This window comes from Streptomyces sp. NPDC054863, from assembly GCF_053610825.1.
In genome coordinates this window covers 1-17,414 of record NZ_JBSGZD010000163.1, presented here as the reverse complement: position 1 = coordinate 17,414, position 17,414 = coordinate 1, and the positions used below count along the sequence as shown (strand labels likewise).

General features: G+C 73.2%; 7 protein-coding genes. 2 read left to right on the top strand and 5 right to left on the bottom strand.

Annotation, left to right across the window (positions count from 1 at the left end):
• The 5 genes from ACWGIG_RS25035 to ACWGIG_RS25015 form a co-directional block, all read right to left on the bottom strand.
• Positions 1–1,403: condensation domain-containing protein (locus ACWGIG_RS25035; protein WP_453323904.1), on the bottom strand; the 1,403-nt coding region annotated here is incomplete at its 3' end.
• A gap of 6 nt (positions 1,404–1,409) precedes the next feature.
• On the bottom strand, positions 1,410–3,023 hold the full coding sequence (locus tag ACWGIG_RS25030; RefSeq protein WP_453323903.1) for an amino acid adenylation domain-containing protein: 1,614 nt from the start codon (positions 3,021–3,023) through the stop codon (positions 1,410–1,412).
• On the bottom strand, positions 3,017–15,136 hold the full coding sequence (locus ACWGIG_RS25025) for an amino acid adenylation domain-containing protein (protein ID WP_453323902.1): 12,120 nt from the start codon (positions 15,134–15,136) through the stop codon (positions 3,017–3,019). Before ACWGIG_RS25025 ends, ACWGIG_RS25030 begins: the two co-directional genes overlap by 7 nt.
• A 10-nt stretch (positions 15,137–15,146) precedes the next feature.
• Positions 15,147–15,332 carry an MbtH family protein gene (locus ACWGIG_RS25020; RefSeq protein WP_453323901.1) on the bottom strand — a complete coding sequence of 62 codons (186 nt, stop codon included), beginning with the start codon at positions 15,330–15,332 and terminating at the stop codon, positions 15,147–15,149.
• 99 nt (positions 15,333–15,431) lie between these two features.
• The gene (locus ACWGIG_RS25015) at positions 15,432–15,692 is read right to left on the bottom strand and encodes an acyl carrier protein (protein ID WP_453323900.1); all 261 of its coding nucleotides are present in this window, start codon (positions 15,690–15,692) and stop codon (positions 15,432–15,434) included.
• 589 nt (positions 15,693–16,281) lie between these two features.
• On the opposite strand from ACWGIG_RS25015, the gene panD reads away from it, so the two are divergent.
• A complete protein-coding gene (panD, locus tag ACWGIG_RS25010; RefSeq protein WP_453323899.1) occupies positions 16,282–16,695 on the top strand; it encodes an aspartate 1-decarboxylase in 414 nt (137 codons plus the stop codon).
• Entirely contained in the window at positions 16,696–17,367 is a 672-nt protein-coding gene (locus ACWGIG_RS25005) for a GNAT family N-acetyltransferase (protein ID WP_453323898.1), read from the top strand.
• Positions 17,368–17,414 lie beyond the last annotated feature (47 nt).

Below are 17,414 nucleotides of genomic sequence, written 5' to 3'. Positions count from 1 at the left end.
ACGAGTGCGTGCAGGGGCTCTTGCGGGAAGTCGACGGCGGGGCGCAGGAGCTGGGCGCGCAGGTCCCGTTCCTCCGCGGGGGACAGCAGCGGGATGTCGTCCAGGCGGCTGTCGGGGTGCTCGGCGACGTGCCGCAGCAGGTTCTCCAGCCAGCCGGTCAGCCGGTCGACGGTCGTGGCGTCGTACAGGTCGGTGTCCCAGTTCACACCGCACCACAGGCCGGCCCTCTGGTCCTCGAAGCTGACGCAGAGGTCGTACTTGGCGCCGGCGTAGGGCATCGGCAGCTCGGTCACGGTCAGTCCGGGCAGCTGCGGGGCGCGGCGGCGACCGCTGCGGAAGTTGACCAGGACCTGGAAGAGGGGGGTGCGGGACGGGTCGCGTTCGGGGGCCAGTTCCTCGACCAGCCGGTCGAAGGGGACCTCGGCGTGCTCGAAGGCGTCCAGGGACACTTCCCGCAGCTGCTCGACGTACTGGCGGAACGTCAGTCCTGGCTCCGGCCTGCCGCGCAGGGGCAGCATGTTGATCAGGACGCCGACGAGCCGTTCGGTGGCGGGGTCGTCCCGGCGGGCGTAGGTGGTGCCGGTGGTGACGTCGGGCCGGCCGGTCCAGCGGTACAGGACCGCCTGGACGGCGGCGGTCAGCAGCATCGCCGGGGTGGCTCCGGCGGACCGGGCGAGCGCGGTGAGCGGGGCGGCGGCGTCCGGCGGCAGTACGAAGGCCGTGCGGCCCTCTCCCCGTCCGGCGCGCACGGCCGGCCTGGGTCGGTCGCCGGGCACCTCGAAGGGGGTCAGGTCGGCCAGTGCGCCTTGCCAGTGCCGCAGTCCAGCCGGTGCGGCCTCGGTGGCGGCGGCGTCCAGCCGGGCCGCGGCGGTGCGGTACGGCTCGGCGGGCTCGGGGACGGCAGAGGGCAGGCCGACGGTGAACGCGGCGTAGTCGGCGGCCAGTTCGTCGTAGAGCAGTGCGCAGGACCAGTCGTCGGCGGCGACGTGGTGCACCGTCAGGGCGAGGGTGTGCTCCTGCTCGCCGTGCCGGATCAGCAGGGCGCGCAGCGGGATGTCGGCCGCGAGGTCGACGGGTTCGGCGGCCTCCCGGGCGAGGGCGGCGTCGAGGGCCTCGGCGTCGGCGGCCTCCGTCTCGCGCAGCCGGAACGCCTCGGGCGGGCGGACCAGGCCGACGGGGGCCTCGTCGTGGGAGACGACGCCGGTCCGCAGGACTTCGTGACGGGCCGCCAGGGCGTTGAGGGCCCGGTGCAGCGCTTCGCGGTCGAGTGCGCCGGCGAGGTGCAGCCGGAGCGGGATGAGGTAGTCCGAGGGGTGACTGCTCATCTGGTCGACGAACCAGGTTCGTTCCTGGTCCCGGCTGAGTGGTACCTGGACCCCGGTGGGATCGAGGGTGGGAGACATGTGCGGTCAGATCCTCTCGGGCGGGGCGGAAGACGTGGCGGGGGTGGCGGAGGAAGGGGAAGGGACGGAAGGGGCGGAGGGGGTGGCGGGGGCGAGCACGGCGAGCGTTCCGCGCCCCCAGCCCGGTTCGGGGAGCTGCCGCCGGTCCTCCTTCCCGTTGGCGTCCAGCGGCAGGGCGTCGAGCGCCGTGTACTCGGCGGGCAGCATGTGGCGCGGCAGCCGCCCGGCGAGGAAGCGGTGCAGGTCGGCGGCGCGCAGGGGGGTGCCGGACCGGGGCACGACGTAGGCGACGATGCGCTTGTCCCCGGGGGGTGCGACGCGCGCGGTCACCAGGCAGTTGCGGACGCCGGGGGCCTCGCCCAGCGCCGCCTCGATCTCGCCGGGTTCGACGCGGAATCCGCGTATCTTGACCTGCTGGTCGGCGCGGCCTGCGAATTCGACGGTGCCGTCGGGGCGTTTGCGGCCCAGGTCGCCGCTGCGGTAGGCACGCTCCCCCGTGCCGGGTTCGGTGACGTAGCGTTCGGCGGTCAGCTCGGGGCGGTGGTGGTAGCCGCGGGAGACGGTGTCTCCCACGATCCACAGCTCGCCCGTCTCCCCCGCCGGCAGCGGGTGGCCCTCCTCGTCCATGACGTGCAGCCGGGCGCCGGGCAGCGGGGTGCCCAGTGGCAGCGGGGACTCCAGCGCGGAGGGGTCGGTGAGCAGTTGGCGGCAGACGGCCACGGTGGTCTCGGTCGGCCCGTAGATGTGTGCCACGGTCAGCCCCGGGTTGGCGGTCAGGGCGCGGCGCACCTGTACGGGAGAGACGACGTCCCCGCCCGTGATCACCGTGTGCAGCGGCGCGAGGGTGCCGGGGTCCTCCTCGACGACCTGGTGGAAGAGGCCGGCCGACAGCCACAGGTCGGTGACGCCCTCGGACTTGAGGACCTCGGCCAGTTCGGCGGCGCCCAGCAGGTCGTCGGGCGGGAAGGCCAGGCAGGCCCCCCGCAGCAGCACGCCCCAGATCTCCAGCACCGACGCGTCGAAGGAGAAGGAACTGCTCTGGAGCATGGTGCGGCCGGGCCCGAGCGGAGCGATGTCCTGCTGCCGGGCGAAGGCGGTGACGTTGCGCTGCTCGACCAGCACCGCCTTGGGCCGCCCGGTCGATCCGGAGGTGTACATGGCGTACGCCAGGTCGGTGGGGGCGGGCGCCGCCGCATCCGCGGGAGCGGGTGCGCCGGCGGGGCCGGTGTCGTCGTGCGCCGGGTCGGACTCGGGGTCGAGGAGCGTGCAGTCGGCCAGGGCGGCGGGCAGGTGTGCGCCGCCGGAGGCGACCAGGACCCGGACCCCGCTGTCCTGCCGCATGTGGGCCAGCCGGTCCTCGGGATAGGACAGGTCCAGCGGTACGTAGGCGGCTCCCGCCCGGAGCACCGCCAGTGCGGACACCACGAAGCCGGGTGACGCGACGGCGGCCACGCCGACGAGTTCCTGGTGGCGTACGCCGAGCCGTCGCAGCCGGGCGGCCAGGCGGTCGGCGGCGGCGTCCAGGCCGGCGTAGGTGAGGCGGGTGCCGGGCGCGCGCAGCGCGACGGCGTCCGGGGTGTGATCCGCCCAGTGGCGGAAGGCGGTGTCGATCGTCACCATCGTGCGTCCTCCAGTCCGACTCCGAGGTCGTGCAGCAGCTCGCGCAGGAAGTCCTCACCGGCGTCGGAGTTGGCCGTGACGACCAGTCCGAGGCCGCGGTCGGGGTCCGACCAGGTCAGCGAGCGGAAACCCGGGACTCCCCCGGTGTGGCCGAACCAGCGGCGGTCGCCGTAGGGCTTGCCGACCACGCCGAGCCCGCCCGGGGTGCCGGGGTGGGGGCGCAGCATTTCGGCGGCGGCGTCTGCGCCGAGGAAGGCGGCGGGCCCGCCGGTCACGGCCCGCTGGATCTCGATCGCCACCCGGGCCACGTCCCGCGGGGTGGACCACAGTCCGCCGGCCGCGGACTCGGCGTACAGGTGCCAGCCCTCCGGGTGGGGCACGCCCGCCGTGTCGTGGTTGCGGGCGACCGTCGTGCCGGTGAGGCGCGGGACGCACGGCGTGAAGTCGCTGTCCGTCATGCCCAGCGGGTCCAGCACCAGCGCCCGCATGAGCGGGGCGAAGTCCTGGCCGGTGACGTCTTCCAGTACCTGTTGGAGCACGGTGTAGTTGGCACTGGAGTACGCGAACGGCGCGCCGGGCGGGGCCTCGGGCCGCACCGGGGGTGTCAGGGCCGGGGCGTGTCCTTCGAGCACCTGGCGGAGCGTGGGCAGCGGCCCGTCCGCGCGGTAGCCGTCGTAGGCCTGTGCCCCCAGTCCGGCGGTGTGGGTGAGCAGATGGCGCAGGGTGACGCCGTCGCCGGGCAGCCGCCAGGTGGTCAGCAGCCGGTTGATGTCCGTGTCGAGGTCCAGGCGCCCGTCCTGGACCAGGCGCATGACGGCCAGGGCCGTGACGTGCTTGCTGATGGACCCGACCTGGAAGAGCGTGCGGTCGTCGACCGCGGTGGGGTCCTCGGCGCCGAGGGTGCCGAAGCCCCAGGCTCCCCGCAGGTCGCCGTCGGCGATCACCGCGATGCTCACGCCGGGCACCTTGTGGCGCAGCATGGGCAGCAGGGGTGCGGGAGTTCCGGCGAACAGCCGGCGTACGAACGGTTCGGAGCGCTGTCGCGGCGCTGCGGCGTGCTCCACCAGGCCGGTGAGGTGCCGCAGGTGCCGGTCGGCGAGGTCCCGTACGGCGGTGGCGTCGAACCGGTCGGCGTCGTAACGCCATTCGACGTGCAGTGCGCCGTCGAGGACCGCCGCGTCGATCTCCACCGGGTGCGAGCGGCGCTGTTCGGGGTCGACGGGTTCGCCGAGGGTGTGGGGCAGCGGGCGCAGGAGGGCGTCCGTGGTGCCCGCGGGGTCGCGGCGGCCGTGGTAGTTGAAGGAGACCTGCGCCCCGGGTTCCTTGTCGCCGGTGTCCCTGAAGAGCTGGGCGAGTCCGTGGCCGATGCCCCGCCAGGCGGGGGTCCTGGTGTGTTCGGCGACCACGTCGACCCAGACGTCCGCGCCGCCGGATGCGGGGCGGGTGAGCCTCAGGGGCTGGACGCTGGTGAACCAGCCGACGGTGCGGGAGAGGTCGACGTCGTCGCACAGGGGCTCGCGCCCGTGGCGTTCGACGTCGATGGCGCAGGTGTCGCCGCCGGTGGTCTCGGCGAGGGTGTGGGCCAGGGCGGCCAGCATGAGGTGCTCGGGCTCTACCTCGCGGACCGCGGCGGCCCGGCGCAGCAGGTCCTCCGTACGGGGCGCCGGCAGGACGGCCCGCAGGGTGCGCGAACTGCCCTGGAGGGAGGGGTGGTGGGGCCCGTTCGTGGGCAGCTGCGGCACGTCGGGCCGCGGCAGCGCCCAGTAGGCGGCCTCCGCGTCGAACTCCTCGCTCTGTGCGTACGTCCGGAGCCGCTCGCCCCAGTACCGCACGGAGGTGGTCTTGGCGGGCAGTGCGCCGCCGGAGCAGAGCGTGTGGAGGTCCTCCACCAGGATGTTCCAGGACACGGTGTCGACGGCCACGTGGTGCACGACCAGCAGCAGCCGGCGGGTCGGCTCCAGCAGGACGGCCCGCAGCAACGGCCCTTCGGCCAGGTCGAGTCCGGCGTGTGCGGCCTCCGCCGCGGCGTCGGCGTCCTCCTCGGCGCCGACCACCGTGAGCAGTTGGTCGTCGCCGTCCGGGTCGTGCGGCGCCAGGTGCTGGTGCCACTGCCCCTCCCTGCGGGTCCAGCGCAGCCGGAGGGCGTCGTGGTGGGCGATCAGGGTGGTGAGGGCGGCCCGCAGGGTGTCGGGCGTGACGCCGGGGGCGACATCGAGCAGTTGGGTCTGGTTGAAGCGGTCGCGCGGCCCCAGTTCGGCGTACTCGTGCTGGATCGGGGTGAGCGGCACCTCTCCGGTGACCTCGCCCTGTTCGGCGTGGACGACGGTCTGCCGGCCGTGCTCGGCGGCCTCGTCGGCGGCTGCGGCGAGGGCGGCGACGGTGGGGTGGGCGAAGACCATCTTCGGGGTGACGGTCAGTCCCGCCTCGCGTGCCCGGGCGACCGTGTGGATCAGCAGGATGGAATCGCCGCCCAGGACACGGAAGTTGTCGTGCACCCCGATCTGCCGTACGCCCAGGACCCGGGACCAGATGCCGGCCAGGGTCCGTTCGGTGGCGGTGCGCGGAGCGACCCGGTTCCCGGAGGGAGTCTCCCGGTCGTCGGGGTCCGGGTCGGGCAGGGCCGCCCGGTCCACCTTGCCGTTGGAGTTGAGCGGCACCCGTTCCACGGCGACCAGGAACCTCGGCACCATGGCGTCGGGCAGCTCGGCGCGCAGGGCCGCCCGGGTCCGGTCGGGGTCGGCGGCGCCGACGGTGTATCCGACGAGGACCTTGACGTCGTTCAGCACGCGTGCGTCGACGACCGCGTCCCGGACGCCGGGGGCTCGGCGCAGTACGTCCTCGATCTCGCCGAGTTCGACGCGTACGCCTGCGATCTTGACCTGGTGGTCGGTGCGGCCGACGAAGTCCAGGGCGCCGTCGGCGCGGCGGCGGCCCAGGTCGCCGGTGCGGTACAGCCGGGACCCCGGTGGTCCGAAGGGGTCCGGCAGGAACCGTTCGGCGGTCAGTGCGGCGCGTCGGTGGTAGCCGCGGGCCAGGGTCGGTCCGCCGATGAAGAGTTCGCCGGTGACGCCGGTGGGCAGGGGGTTCATCGCGTCGTCGAGGACGTGGACGGTGTTGTTGTCGAGCGGCAGTCCGAGGGAGACCGCGCCGGTGTCGGCTGCGGCGTCCTCGGCGGTGCACACGCGGCAGGTCGAGTCGATGGAGACCTCGGTCGCGCCCCAGGTGTTGTCCAGGCTCACCCGGTCGCCGAAGAGCTCACGGAAGCGCCGTACCAGGGCGGGGCGCAGGGCTTCGCCGCTGGTGAGGACGGACCGCAGCCGGGTCATGGCGGCGGCCGTCCGCGGGGTGAGGACGTCGAGGAAGACCTCCAGCACGCTGGGGACGAACTGCACGTGCACCACGTCGTGCTGCTGGACGCTCTCGGCGATGGCGTGGGCGTCGCGGTGCGCGCCCGGCGGCAGCAGGACGACCTGGCCTCCGGTGATGAGCGGCCAGAGGATCTCCACGGCCGCGTCGTCGAAGGTGAGCGTGGTCTTGTGCAGGACCGCATCGCCCGCCCGGAGGCCGTGCCGGCGCTGCATCCAGGCCATCCGGTTGACCCAGCCCGCGTGGTGCGAGGCCACGCCCTTGGGCCGGCCGGTGGAGCCGGAGGTGTAGTAGAGCGAGCAGAGGTCGGCGGGCAGGGCGGTGGGCTCGGGGTCGTGGGTGGGTTCGCCGGACCAGGGTGCGGGGTCGTCGAGTGCGAGGGCGCTCACGCCGGTGTCCTCGCCCTGGGGCTGTTCCGCGAGCAGCCGGGTGTGGGTGAGCAGCAGGCGGGCGCCGGCGTCGGCGAGCACGAACTCGCGGCGGAGGGCGGGGTGTTCGGGGTCGACGGGGACGAACGCGGCACCGGACTTGAGGATGCCGAGGAGTCCCACGACGTGTTCCGCGGAGCGTTCGGTGCACAGGGCCACCAGGTCTCCGGCGCAGACGCCTTCGCGGCGCAGCCGGTGGGCCACCTGGTTGGCGCGCGCGTTGAGCTCGGCGTACGTGAGGGTGTCGGCGCCGATCCGTACGGCGGGGGCTCCCGGGGTGGCGGCGGCCTGTGCCTCGATGAGGGAGTGCAGGGTGCGGTCGTCCGGGAAGGCGGTGACCGTGTCGTTCCAGCCGTGGACGACCTGGGCGCGCTCCTCGGCCGACAGCATCGGCACGTCGGCGGCCTTGGCGTGGTCCTCGGTCAGGCCGGTCAGCAGCTGCACCGTCTGGGCGAGCAGCCGCTCCGCGGTGTCCCGGTCGTAGAAGGCCTGCCCGCAGCCGACCTCCAGGGTGAGCCGGTCGGCGCGGGTGGCCTCCAGAACCAGCGGGTAGCCGGTGTCGCGGGCCTCGTTGTCGGCCACCGGCACGGCCTCGGCCGGAAGGCCGCCGTCCGTTTCGGTGAAGACGACCAGGCTGTCGAACAGCTGCCGCCCGGGCGGTACTTGACTCGCCCGTTGTACGTCGGCCAGGGCGACATGGGCACGTCCGGCCACGTCGGTGACGCGTTCGAGGACGTCGCCGAGCAGGTCGGCGAGGGGGCGGTCGGGGTCCACCGCGATGCGCAGGGGCAGCGTGTTCATCAGCAGGCCGACCATGCGGTCGACTCCTTCGACGTCGCTGAAGCGGCCCGAGACGGTGGTGCCGAACACGACGTCCCGCTCCCCGCTGGTACGGCTCAGCAGCAGGGACCACGCCGTGTGGATCAGGGTGCCGAGCGTCACGCGGTGGCGGCGGGCGGTCCGCTCCAGTGCGTCGTGGAGGGGGGCCGGAAGGGTCTGCCGGGCGTTCCACACGCCGTTCCCCGCGCCGGTGGGCCGGCTGCCGGGCAGCGGGGTGGGCCGGGTGAAGCCTTCCAGGGTCTCGCGCCAGTGGGCGCTCTCCCGGGCGGCGGCGTCGCCCGTGCCGAGTTCGGCGAGCCGGCGCAGGTAGTCCCGGTACGGGGGCGGGGCGGGCAGTTCGGGGAGCCGGCCGGTGTCGCGGCGGGCCCGATAGAGGTCGAACGCCTCTGCGAACAGGGCGTGCAGGCTCCAGCCGTCGAAGACGACGTGGTGCGTGGTCCAGACGAAGCGGTGCAGGTCGCTCTGGACGCGGATCAGCAGGAACCGGGCCGGAGGGGCCTCGACCAGGTCGAAGACGGTGCGCTTGGCCTCCTCGGTGAGCTCGTCGAGCCGCTGTGCGCGCCGGTCGGCGCTCAGGCCGGAGAGGTCCTCGTGGCGGAAGCGGGGCGGCGCGGCGCGGCGGACGGCCTGGACCGGGTGCGGCAGGCCCGACCAGTGGAAGGTGGAGCGCAGGATCGCGTGCCGGTCGACGAGGTGGGCCCACGCCTCCTCGAAGGCGGCGCTGTCGAAGTCGCCTTCGAGGTCCACGGCGAAGCTGCGTACGTAGTCGCCGGTCTCCGCGAGGGTGTGCAGCAGCAGGCCCGTCTGCAGGGGCGACAGGGGCAGGACGTCCTCGGTCCGCTCCCTGCCCACGGAGTCCAGGAACGTGTCCAGTTCCTGCGGGTCGAGTCCAGTGAGCGCGAAGGGCTCGGTCGGGCCCGACACGGTGGGCGCCGGGTCCGCGAGGGCGGCGAGTGCGGCGACGGTGGGGTGGGCGAAGATCTGCCGGGTGGTCACGGGCAGGCCCGCCTCGCGTGACCCGGCGGAGACCATGACCGCCTTGAGGGAGTTGCCGCCCAGGGCGAAGAAGTCGTCTTCCACGCCGATTTCGGCGCAGCCGAGTACCTGCTCCCAGATGCCGGCGAGGGTCCGTTCCCTCGGGGTGCGCGCGGGGACGTGCCGTGCCGTGTCGGGTGCGGCCGTGCCGGGGGCGGGGAGCGCCTTGCGGTCGACCTTGCCGGCCGGGCTGAGCGGCAGCCGTTCCAGCACGACCAGTTGGGCGGGGACCATCGGGCGGGGCAGCTCGCCGCGCAGGAAGGTGCGTACATCGGCGGGGTCGGGGTCGGCGCCTGCGACGTAACCCGTCAGGAACTCCGCGCCGTTGTCGTCCCGGTGGACGAGCACGGCGGCGCTGCGCACGTCGGGGTGGCGGACCAACGCCTCCTCGATCTCCCCGAGTTCGATGCGGTGACCGTGGATCTTGACCTGGTGGTCGGTGCGGCCGAGGAAGCGGATGCGGCCGTCGGCGCGGCGTGCGACGAGGTCCCCGGTCCGGTAGAGCCGGGTTCCGGGCGCGCCGAACGGGTCGGGCACGAAGCTCCGTGCGGTGAGGCCCGGTCGGTCGTGGTAGCCGCGCGCCACACCGGTACCGCCCAGGTGGAGCTCGCCGGGGACACCGACGGGGACGGGGCACATCGCCTCGTCCAGGACGTGGGCGGTCGTGTTGGGCAGGGGGAGGCCGATGGTGACCTCGTCCTGGCCGGGGGTGACCTCGTCGTGGGTGGCCCAGACGGTCGCCTCGGTGGGGCCGTAGACGTTGACCAGCCGGGGCAGGCGCGCACCCAGCTCGTCCGCCAGCGGTTTGGGCAGCGCCTCGCCGCCCGCGAGTCCGACGGCGACGCCGTCCTCGGCGCCGAACCCGGCGGCCAGCAGCAGGCGCCAGCCGGACGGGGTGGCCTGGACGTGGGTGACCCCGTGGGCACGGATGAGGTCGCGCTGGGCGGCGGCGTCCCAGCGCCCCTCCTCGGGCACCACGACGATCCGTCCGCCGGTGGTCAGCGGTACGAACAGCTCCACGGTGGAGATGTCGAAGGACAGGGCGGTCAGCCCCAGCCACACCTGGGGGCCGGACGTGCCGGACTGGTCCGACGGACCGGACTGGTCCGTCGGGTCCAGCGTGTGGGTCATGGCGGCGACCAGGTGGGCGAGCGAGCCGTGGGAGACCTCCACGCCCTTGGGCCGGCCGGTGGAGCCGGAGGTGTACAGGACGTAGGCCAGGTCGTCCGGCCGTACGGGAACGGGGGTGCCGTCCGCCTCCTCCTCCGCCCCGGGGGTGTCGGTACGGAGCACGGCGACGCCGTCGGGGAGGGCCCCCGGGGACGGCTGGTCGTCCGTGAGGAGCACACGGGCCCCCGAGTCGGAGAGCACGAAGGCGGTCCGCTCGTCGGGGTACTCGGGGTCCAGCGGTACGTAGACTCCGCCGGCCCGCCACACCGCGAGCACCGCGGCGACCATGGCGGCCGAGCGGTCCACCCGCAGCGCCACCCGGTCGCCCGGTGCCACACCGGCGGCGCGCAGCCGCCGGGCGATCCGGGTCGCGCAGGCGTCGAGCTCCGCGTAGGACCGGTCGTCCCCGTCGTGGACGACCGCCGTCGCGTGCGGGGTGCGCACGCACTGTCCGGCGATCATCGCGGGCACGGTCGTGGCGGCGGGGAAGGTCCGTGCGGTGTCGTTCCACCGGCGGACGGCCAGGTCGTGGTCGGTGTCCGGCAGCATCGGCAGCTCGGCCAGCAGGCCGTCCGGCTGCTGCACGAAGGCGGTGAGCAGCCGGACGTACGAGCGCAGCAGGCGCTCGGCGTCACCGGCGAGGACGCGGGCGTCGTCGTGGATGAGCTGGACGGCGGACTGCTTCGGTGCGAACCGGATGTTCAGCATCAGCGGGTAGCCGCTGTTCTGGTGGACGGGTCCCATGCGCACGCTCAGTCCGCCGAGGTCGGCGCGTTCGGCGACGGCCAGGTTCTGCACGACGAGGATGCTGTCGAACAGCTGCTGGTTGCCCGGCACGCCGGACCAGCCGCGGATGTCCACCAGGGAGCTGTGCTCGACGTCGCGCAGCGCCGCGAGTTGTCCGCCCAGGCGTCCGAGCCAGTCGCCGAGCCGGTCGCTCTCCTCCCAACCGACGCGTACCGGAAGGGTGTTGGAGAGCAGTCCGACCGTCTGCTCGATCTTGGGGAGGTCGGCGGACCGCCCGGAGACGGTCAGGCCGAACACGACGTCGCGCTGTCGGCTCCACCGCCCCAGGAGCAGCGCCCAGGCGCCCTGGAACACGGTGCCGAGCGTGCAGCGCCGGCCGCGGGCGAGCAGCGTCAGTTGCTCGACCAGCTCGTCGTCCAGGGCCAGTTCGGTGGTGCGCGCCCGTCCGGCGGGCTCCTCGGCGGGGGCCGGGCGTACGACGGGGAGCGCGGTGGGTTCGACGAAGCCGGTGAGGGTGTCGCGCCAGTGGCGTTCGGCGGTCTGCGGGTCCTGGCGCTCCAGCCATTCCACATAGGTGCGGTGCGAGACCGGTGCGGGCAGGTCCTGCGGCGGGCGGCCGTCCCTGCGCAGTGCGGTGAGGGTGGCGAAGACCTCGTTGAGGAGGGGGCCCACGCTCCAGCCGTCGGCGAGGATGTGGTGGCTGTGCCACACCAGGTGGTGGCGGGCGGGTCCGGTGCGGATCAGGTGGAAGCGCTGGGGCGGGGTGCGGAACAGGTCGAAGCCGCGTTCGCGCTCCTCGGCGAGCAGGGCGTCCAGCCGCCCGACGGACGCGTCGGCGGGAGTGTCGGTCCAGTCCAGGACGGTGAAGTCGGCCGGTGTGCCGCGGTGCACGACCTGCAGCGGGCGCTCCAGGCCCTCCCAGCGGAAGGAGCAGCGCAGCGCGTCGTGGCGGTCCAGTACGTGCTGCCAGGCGGCGACGAGCAGGTCCGGGTCGAGGTCGCCCTCGATCTCCCAGCGGTACTGGGTGAAGTAGGCGCCGCCGTCCGGGTCGTGGAGGCTGTGGAAGAGCATGCCCGCCTGGAGCGGGGTGCAGGGGTAGATGTCCTGCACCTCCTCGGGGGACAGTCCGGACAGGGCGCGCTCCAGGCCGTCTTGGTCCAGTCCGGCGAGCGGGAAGTCGTCGGGGCCTACGGTGCGTCCGGCGCCCTCGGTGTCCAACGGGGTGGCGACGGCGGCGAGTTCGGCGAGGGTCTGGTGGGCGAAGACCTGGCGCGCGGTGAGGGCGTAGCCGGCCTCGCGGGCCTTCGAGACGAGGAAGACGGCGCTGACGGAGTCTCCGCCGAGTTCGAAGAAGTTGTCCTGGGCGCCCACTGCCGCCACGCCCAGCAGCCGGGCCCACACGTCCGCCAGGGCCCGCTGGACCCCGTCGGCGGGAGGCAGGCTCTCCGCCGGGGCCGCGGCCTCCGGGGCGGGCAGTCGGTTGCGGTCGACCTTGCGGTTCGTCGACAGCGGCATGTCCTGGAGGGTGACGAAGACGGCGGGCACCATGGCCGCCGGGAGGGCTGCCGACAGGTGGCGCCGCAGTGAGTCGTGCGACGGGCTGCCGACGACGTAGCCGACGAGCCGGGCTCCGGCGGGGGTGTGCTGGACGACGACCGCGGCGTGCTCCACGCCGGGGTGCGCGGCCAACCGGGCCTCGATCTCGCCGAGTTCGATGCGGTGGCCGCGGACCTTGACCTGGTGGTCGTTGCGGCCGAGGAAGCGGATCCGGCCGTCCGCGCGCCGGGCTCCCAGGTCGCCCGTACGGTACAGGCGGGCCCCGGGCGGTCCGAACGGGTCGGGGACGAAGGCCCCGGCGGTCAGTTCCGGGCGCGCGTGGTAGCCGCGCCCCACTCCGGCTCCGCCCACGTACAGCTCGCCCGGCACGCCGAGCGGCACCGGCCGCATGGCGCCGTCGAGTACGTACACGGTGACGTGGTCGATCGGGGTGCCGACGGTGATCTCGGCGGCCGGGTCGCTGACGTCGTCGTAGGTGGCCCACACCGTGGTCTCGGTGGGCCCGTAGCAGTTGAACAGCAGCCTGGCCCGGTCCCGGAGCTCCGTGGCCAGGGACGGCGGCAGCGTCTCGCCGCCCGTCATGGCCACGGCCAGTCGGGGCAGCCGTGCTTCGGCGGCCAGCAGGATGCGCCAGCCCGACGGGGTCGCCTGCACATGGGTGACGCCGTGGTCGCGGGCGACGCGGGCGGCGACGGCTCCGTCCCGTGCGGCGTCCTCGGGGGCCAGTACGACCCGGCCTCCGCAGATCAGCGGCAGGAACATCTCGACCAGCGAGATGTCGAACGACAGACCGGTCAGGCCCAGCCACACGTCGTGCGGGCCGGCGTCGAGCCGCTGCCGGGTGCCGGCCAGGAAGTTGACCAGCCCCGCGTGCTCCACGGCCACTCCCTTGGGGCGGCCGGTGGAGCCCGAGGTGTAGAGCAGGTAGGCGAGATCGCGAGGCAGCGGTCGGGCGGCTGCCGGGACGTGCTCCCCCGCGTCCGCTTCTTCTGCGCCTGCCCCTTCTGCGTCTGCTTCTGCGCCTACTCCTTCTGCGTCTGCGTACAGGACCGGCACCGCGTCGCCCAGCGTGCAGCGTCCGCGGTCGGCGACGACGAGGGAGACCCCGGCGTCGTCCAGCATGGCGCGCAGCCGCTCGGCGGGGTGGTCCAACGGCAGCGGCAGATAGGCGCAGCGCGCCTTCCACACGCCCAGCAGCGCGACGACGAGCCGCTCGGTGCGGGCCAGGTGGATGCCGACGAGCGCGCCGGGCCCGGGTACGGCGGCCCGCAGCCGGGCGGCCGTGCGGTCCGAGGCCTCGTCCAGCTCCCGGTAGGTCAGGGAGGTGGCGCCGAAGGTGACCGCGGTCGCCTCGGGCGTGGCGGCGACGGCGGCGGCGAAGAGGTCCAGCACGGTGCCCTCGGGCGCGGGGGCGGCGGGGGCGGCGGGGGTGTTGAAGCCGTGGACGACGAGTGCGCGGTCGGCGTCGGACAGCAGGTCCACCTCGCCGACGGCGGCGTCCGGCGCGAGCAGGGCGCGGCCGAGGAACTCGACCAGCGAATCGAGCATCCGCTCCACCGTCGCCGGCTCGAACAGCGTGCTCTCCCCCACCAGGTCGAGCCTGATGCCCTCCTCCAGGTTGACCGCGACCAGCGACAGGTCGACCTTCGCGGAGGCGGTGCGCACCCGTTCCCGCTCGACCTCAAGTCCCGGCAGGTCCCAGATGTGTTCGCGGGGCTCGATGCACTGGTACATGACCTGGGACAGCGGGTTGCGGGAGGAGTCCCGGGGGTGCCCGGAGTCGGCGACCAGCTGCTCGAAGGTGACGTCCTGGTGTTCCAGGGCTCCCAGCACGACCGTGTGCATGCGCTCCGCCAGGGCGGCGAAGCTCGGCCCGTCGGTGACGTCCACGGTCAGCGGCATCGTGTTCGCCAGCATCCCGATCAGGGGTTCCGTCTCGGCGGTGACCCGTCCGGAGACCGGGGTGAGCACCGAGAAGCGTTCCTGTCCCCCGCTCCAGCGGTGCAGGTGGGCGGCGAAGACCGTCAGCAGGGCGGTGAAGAGGGTGACGTGGTGACGGCGGGCGAAGTCCCGCAGCGCGGCACTGACTTCGGGGGACAGCCGGCGGCGGGCGCCGTGTCCCCAGAAGGACGGTTCGGGCGGCCGGGTGTGGTCGGTCGGCAGCTCCAGGACCGGCGCGATCCCGTCCAACGTGGTGCGCCAGTAGGAGAGTTGATTGTCCAGCAGGTCACCGGAGAGCCGGGCCGACTGCCAGGCCGCGTAGTCGGTGTACGAGGCGGGCAGCTCCGGCAGCACCTGGGCGAGGTCGCCGGTGCCCCGTACGCACGCGGCATAGAGGGCCCCGAACTCGCGGGCCAGTACACCGCACGACCACTCGTCGGCGATGCAGTGGTGCAGGTTCAGCACCAGGAGGTGTGTGGTCTCGTCGCACACCGCCAGCACCGCCCGGAAGAGGGGACCGGCCTCCAGGTCGAAGGGGTCCTTGATCTCCTGCTCGGCGACCCGTACCGCCGCGTTGGCCCGTGCGGCCGGCGGCAGGTGGCCGAGGTCCACGGTCCGCAGCGCGGCGGGATGAGCGGGCAGTGGACGCTGGCTGGGCGGACTGTCGTCCCTGAAGACCATCCTCAGGGTCTCGTGCCGCTCGACCAGCGCGTCCAGCGTCCGCCGGACCGCGTCGCGGTCGAGCCGCCCGGTCAGCCGCAGTACGCGGTGGACGCTGAACGTGGAGTTGTCCGACGTCAGACGGTCGGCGACCCACAGGTTGTGCTGTACGGGTGCCAGCGGCGCGCTCCGGCCGTCCGGCAGCCTCGGTATGGCCACTGAGGCGTCCGAGGTCGAGTCGGCTTCTCGCCGGCCACCGCGCAGACGCTGCTCCAGCAGCTCGCGCCGCGCAGCCGCGAGCGCCCTCGCGTCCCGGCCCTTCTGGGCGGCCGTGTTCCCCGTTCCGGCTGTTTCCTCGATCGTCGTCATGGCCGTTTTCTCACCGAGCCTGTCGCAGGCTGAGCGGCCGCATGTCCGTCCACACCTGCTCGACGTGGGCGAGGCACTCCTCCTTGGAGCCGGAGGTCCCCTCGTCGAACCAGCCCTCCGGCAGTTCGCGGCCGGCCGGCCAGAGCGAGTACTGCTCCTCGCCGTTCACGACCACGCGGTACGTCTGCGCCACCATGTCTCTACCTCTCGTCAACTCGTCAACTCGTACGAACACGTGCTCACGCTCCGCCGGTCCCGCCACGGGACGGCCCGTGCGGACCGGCTCTGCTGCGGGTCAGGCGGCCTGGCGCCTGAGGACCAGGTCGGCGAGGCCTGCCGCCGTGCGTGCCCGGAAGAGGTCACGCACGGTGACCCGGACGCCGAGCCGGCCACTGATGAGGGACACCGCACGGGCGGCCGTGAGCGAGTCGCCGCCGATGTCCAGGAATCCGCTGTGCGTGTCGGGCGCTTCGTCCGCGCCCAGCACCTCTTGGAAGACCTCTGCGATCCGCTCGGCCATGACTTGCGCGTCCGAGGGGGCGATTTCCACTGTCATGTGAAGCTCCTTTCCCCCTGCGCACCGTTCCGTTTTTCGCGGACGAATACGAAGGGGCGAATGGGTGGGGCATGAATGCGAGGGCGGGAACCGAATTCCTCCCTCGTGCCACCACGGAGAATTCCACAGGCGTCGGCACCCTTTCCAGTCCCGCCGCCGCTCACCAACCTGCACCGACAGAACATGAGCACAAGAAAATTGGGGCACGAAGGGGACATATGACACCGGTCACCTCGCGCCTTCCTGCGGACGAAGGACCCGTACGACCGGCCGTACGACCGGCCGGAGAGCAGTCGGAGAGCAGGCCGGCCGCCGTGGACCTCGGGAGCACTCCGCGCGAGAAGGCACCGCCCGAAGAACTCACGGACACACCCGGCTCACCGTCCCGCAACAATTCAATTGTTTCCCCGAGGGGTATCCGTAACGGCCGTTCGTATGCCTACTATGACGACGCCGCACCTCCACGGAGGGCGATGTTTCCGGCACGCCCATTTCCGGGAAGCCGCATCAGGAATTCCCCGGCGCCCCCTCGCGCGCGCCCTGCGCAATGATCCGAAGAAAATCCCCACAGGCCCGAGAGGCGGAATTCATGTTCCGTACGATGCTCAAGTCCAAGATCCACCGCGCCACCGTCACGCAGTGCGACCTGAACTACGTCGGTTCCCTCACCATCGACGCCGACCTGATGGACGCCGCCGATCTGCTCCCCGGCGAGCAGATCCACCTGGTGGACATCAACAACGGCAACCGCCTGGAGACGTATGTGATCGAGGGCCCCCGGGGCAGCGGCGTCATCGGGGTGAACGGCGCCGCGGCCCGGCTGGTCCAGAACGGCGACCTGGTGATCGTCATCGCGTACGCGACGGTGCCGGACGCCGAGGCGGCGAAGCTCGATGCGCGCGTGGTGTTCGTGGACGAGCAGAACCGGGTCGTGCACGAGGACACGGCGCTCGCCTCGGTGCCCGCCGGTCACGGTCTGACTCCCGGGAACACGGTGCGGTGAATGAACGCACCGACCGGGCCCGGCGGCCTCGACGAGGCCCTTGCCACGGGGGACGAGGCCCTTTCCGTACGGGACGAGGCTCTGGCCGTACGGGCACAGCCGTGCCGGGCCGACCCACTGATCACGACGCCCCGCCTCCTGCTGCGCCACTTCGCTCCCCATGACGCCGGCCCCCTGCGGGCCTACCGGAACGACCCGGCGGTGGCCCGATACCAGGTCTGGCGCTCCCCCCTGACCGAGCAGGACGCCGCGGAGCAGGTACTGCGGTACGCGGCCGAGCGGCCCACCGAGCCGGGCTGGTTCCACTACGCGGTCGAGCACCGGGGCGAGGAGGTCCTGGTGGGCGACCTCGGCGTGTGGCTCGACGACAACCTCCGGCAGGCCGAGGTCGGCTTCACCCTCGCGCCCGCCCACCAGCGCCAGGGGTACGGCACCGAAATGGTCACCGCGCTCCTCGACCACCTCTTCTTCGACCGTGGTCTGCACCGCGTCTCCGCCGAATGCGATCCCCGCAACACACCGTCGGCGACGCTGCTGGAGCGCGTGGGATTCCGGCGCGAGGGGCTGCGTCCCGAGTTCTCCCTCAACCCCAACTCCGGCCGGTGGACCGACACCCTGATCTACGGACTGCTCCGTCGGCAGTTCACCGCCGTGCGCGCCGCGCACCGTTGACGCGCTTCCCCGGCCGCGGTGAAGGCCCGGGACACCTGCCTCGCAGG

What these genes read in the sequence shown, in the direction of transcription:
- ACWGIG_RS25020 (WP_453323901.1), bottom strand. Translation starts at nt 15,332, where the DNA reads ATGGTGGCGCAGACGTACCGCGTGGTCGTGAACGGCGAGGAGCAGTAC.
- ACWGIG_RS25005 (WP_453323898.1), top strand. Translation starts at nt 16,696, where the DNA reads ATGAACGCACCGACCGGGCCCGGCGGCCTCGACGAGGCCCTTGCCACG.
- ACWGIG_RS25025 (WP_453323902.1), bottom strand. Translation starts at nt 15,136, where the DNA reads ATGACGACGATCGAGGAAACAGCCGGAACGGGGAACACGGCCGCCCAG.
- ACWGIG_RS25030 (WP_453323903.1), bottom strand. Translation starts at nt 3,023, where the DNA reads ATGGTGACGATCGACACCGCCTTCCGCCACTGGGCGGATCACACCCCG.
- ACWGIG_RS25015 (WP_453323900.1), bottom strand. Translation starts at nt 15,692, where the DNA reads ATGACAGTGGAAATCGCCCCCTCGGACGCGCAAGTCATGGCCGAGCGG.
- panD (WP_453323899.1), top strand. Translation starts at nt 16,282, where the DNA reads ATGTTCCGTACGATGCTCAAGTCCAAGATCCACCGCGCCACCGTCACG.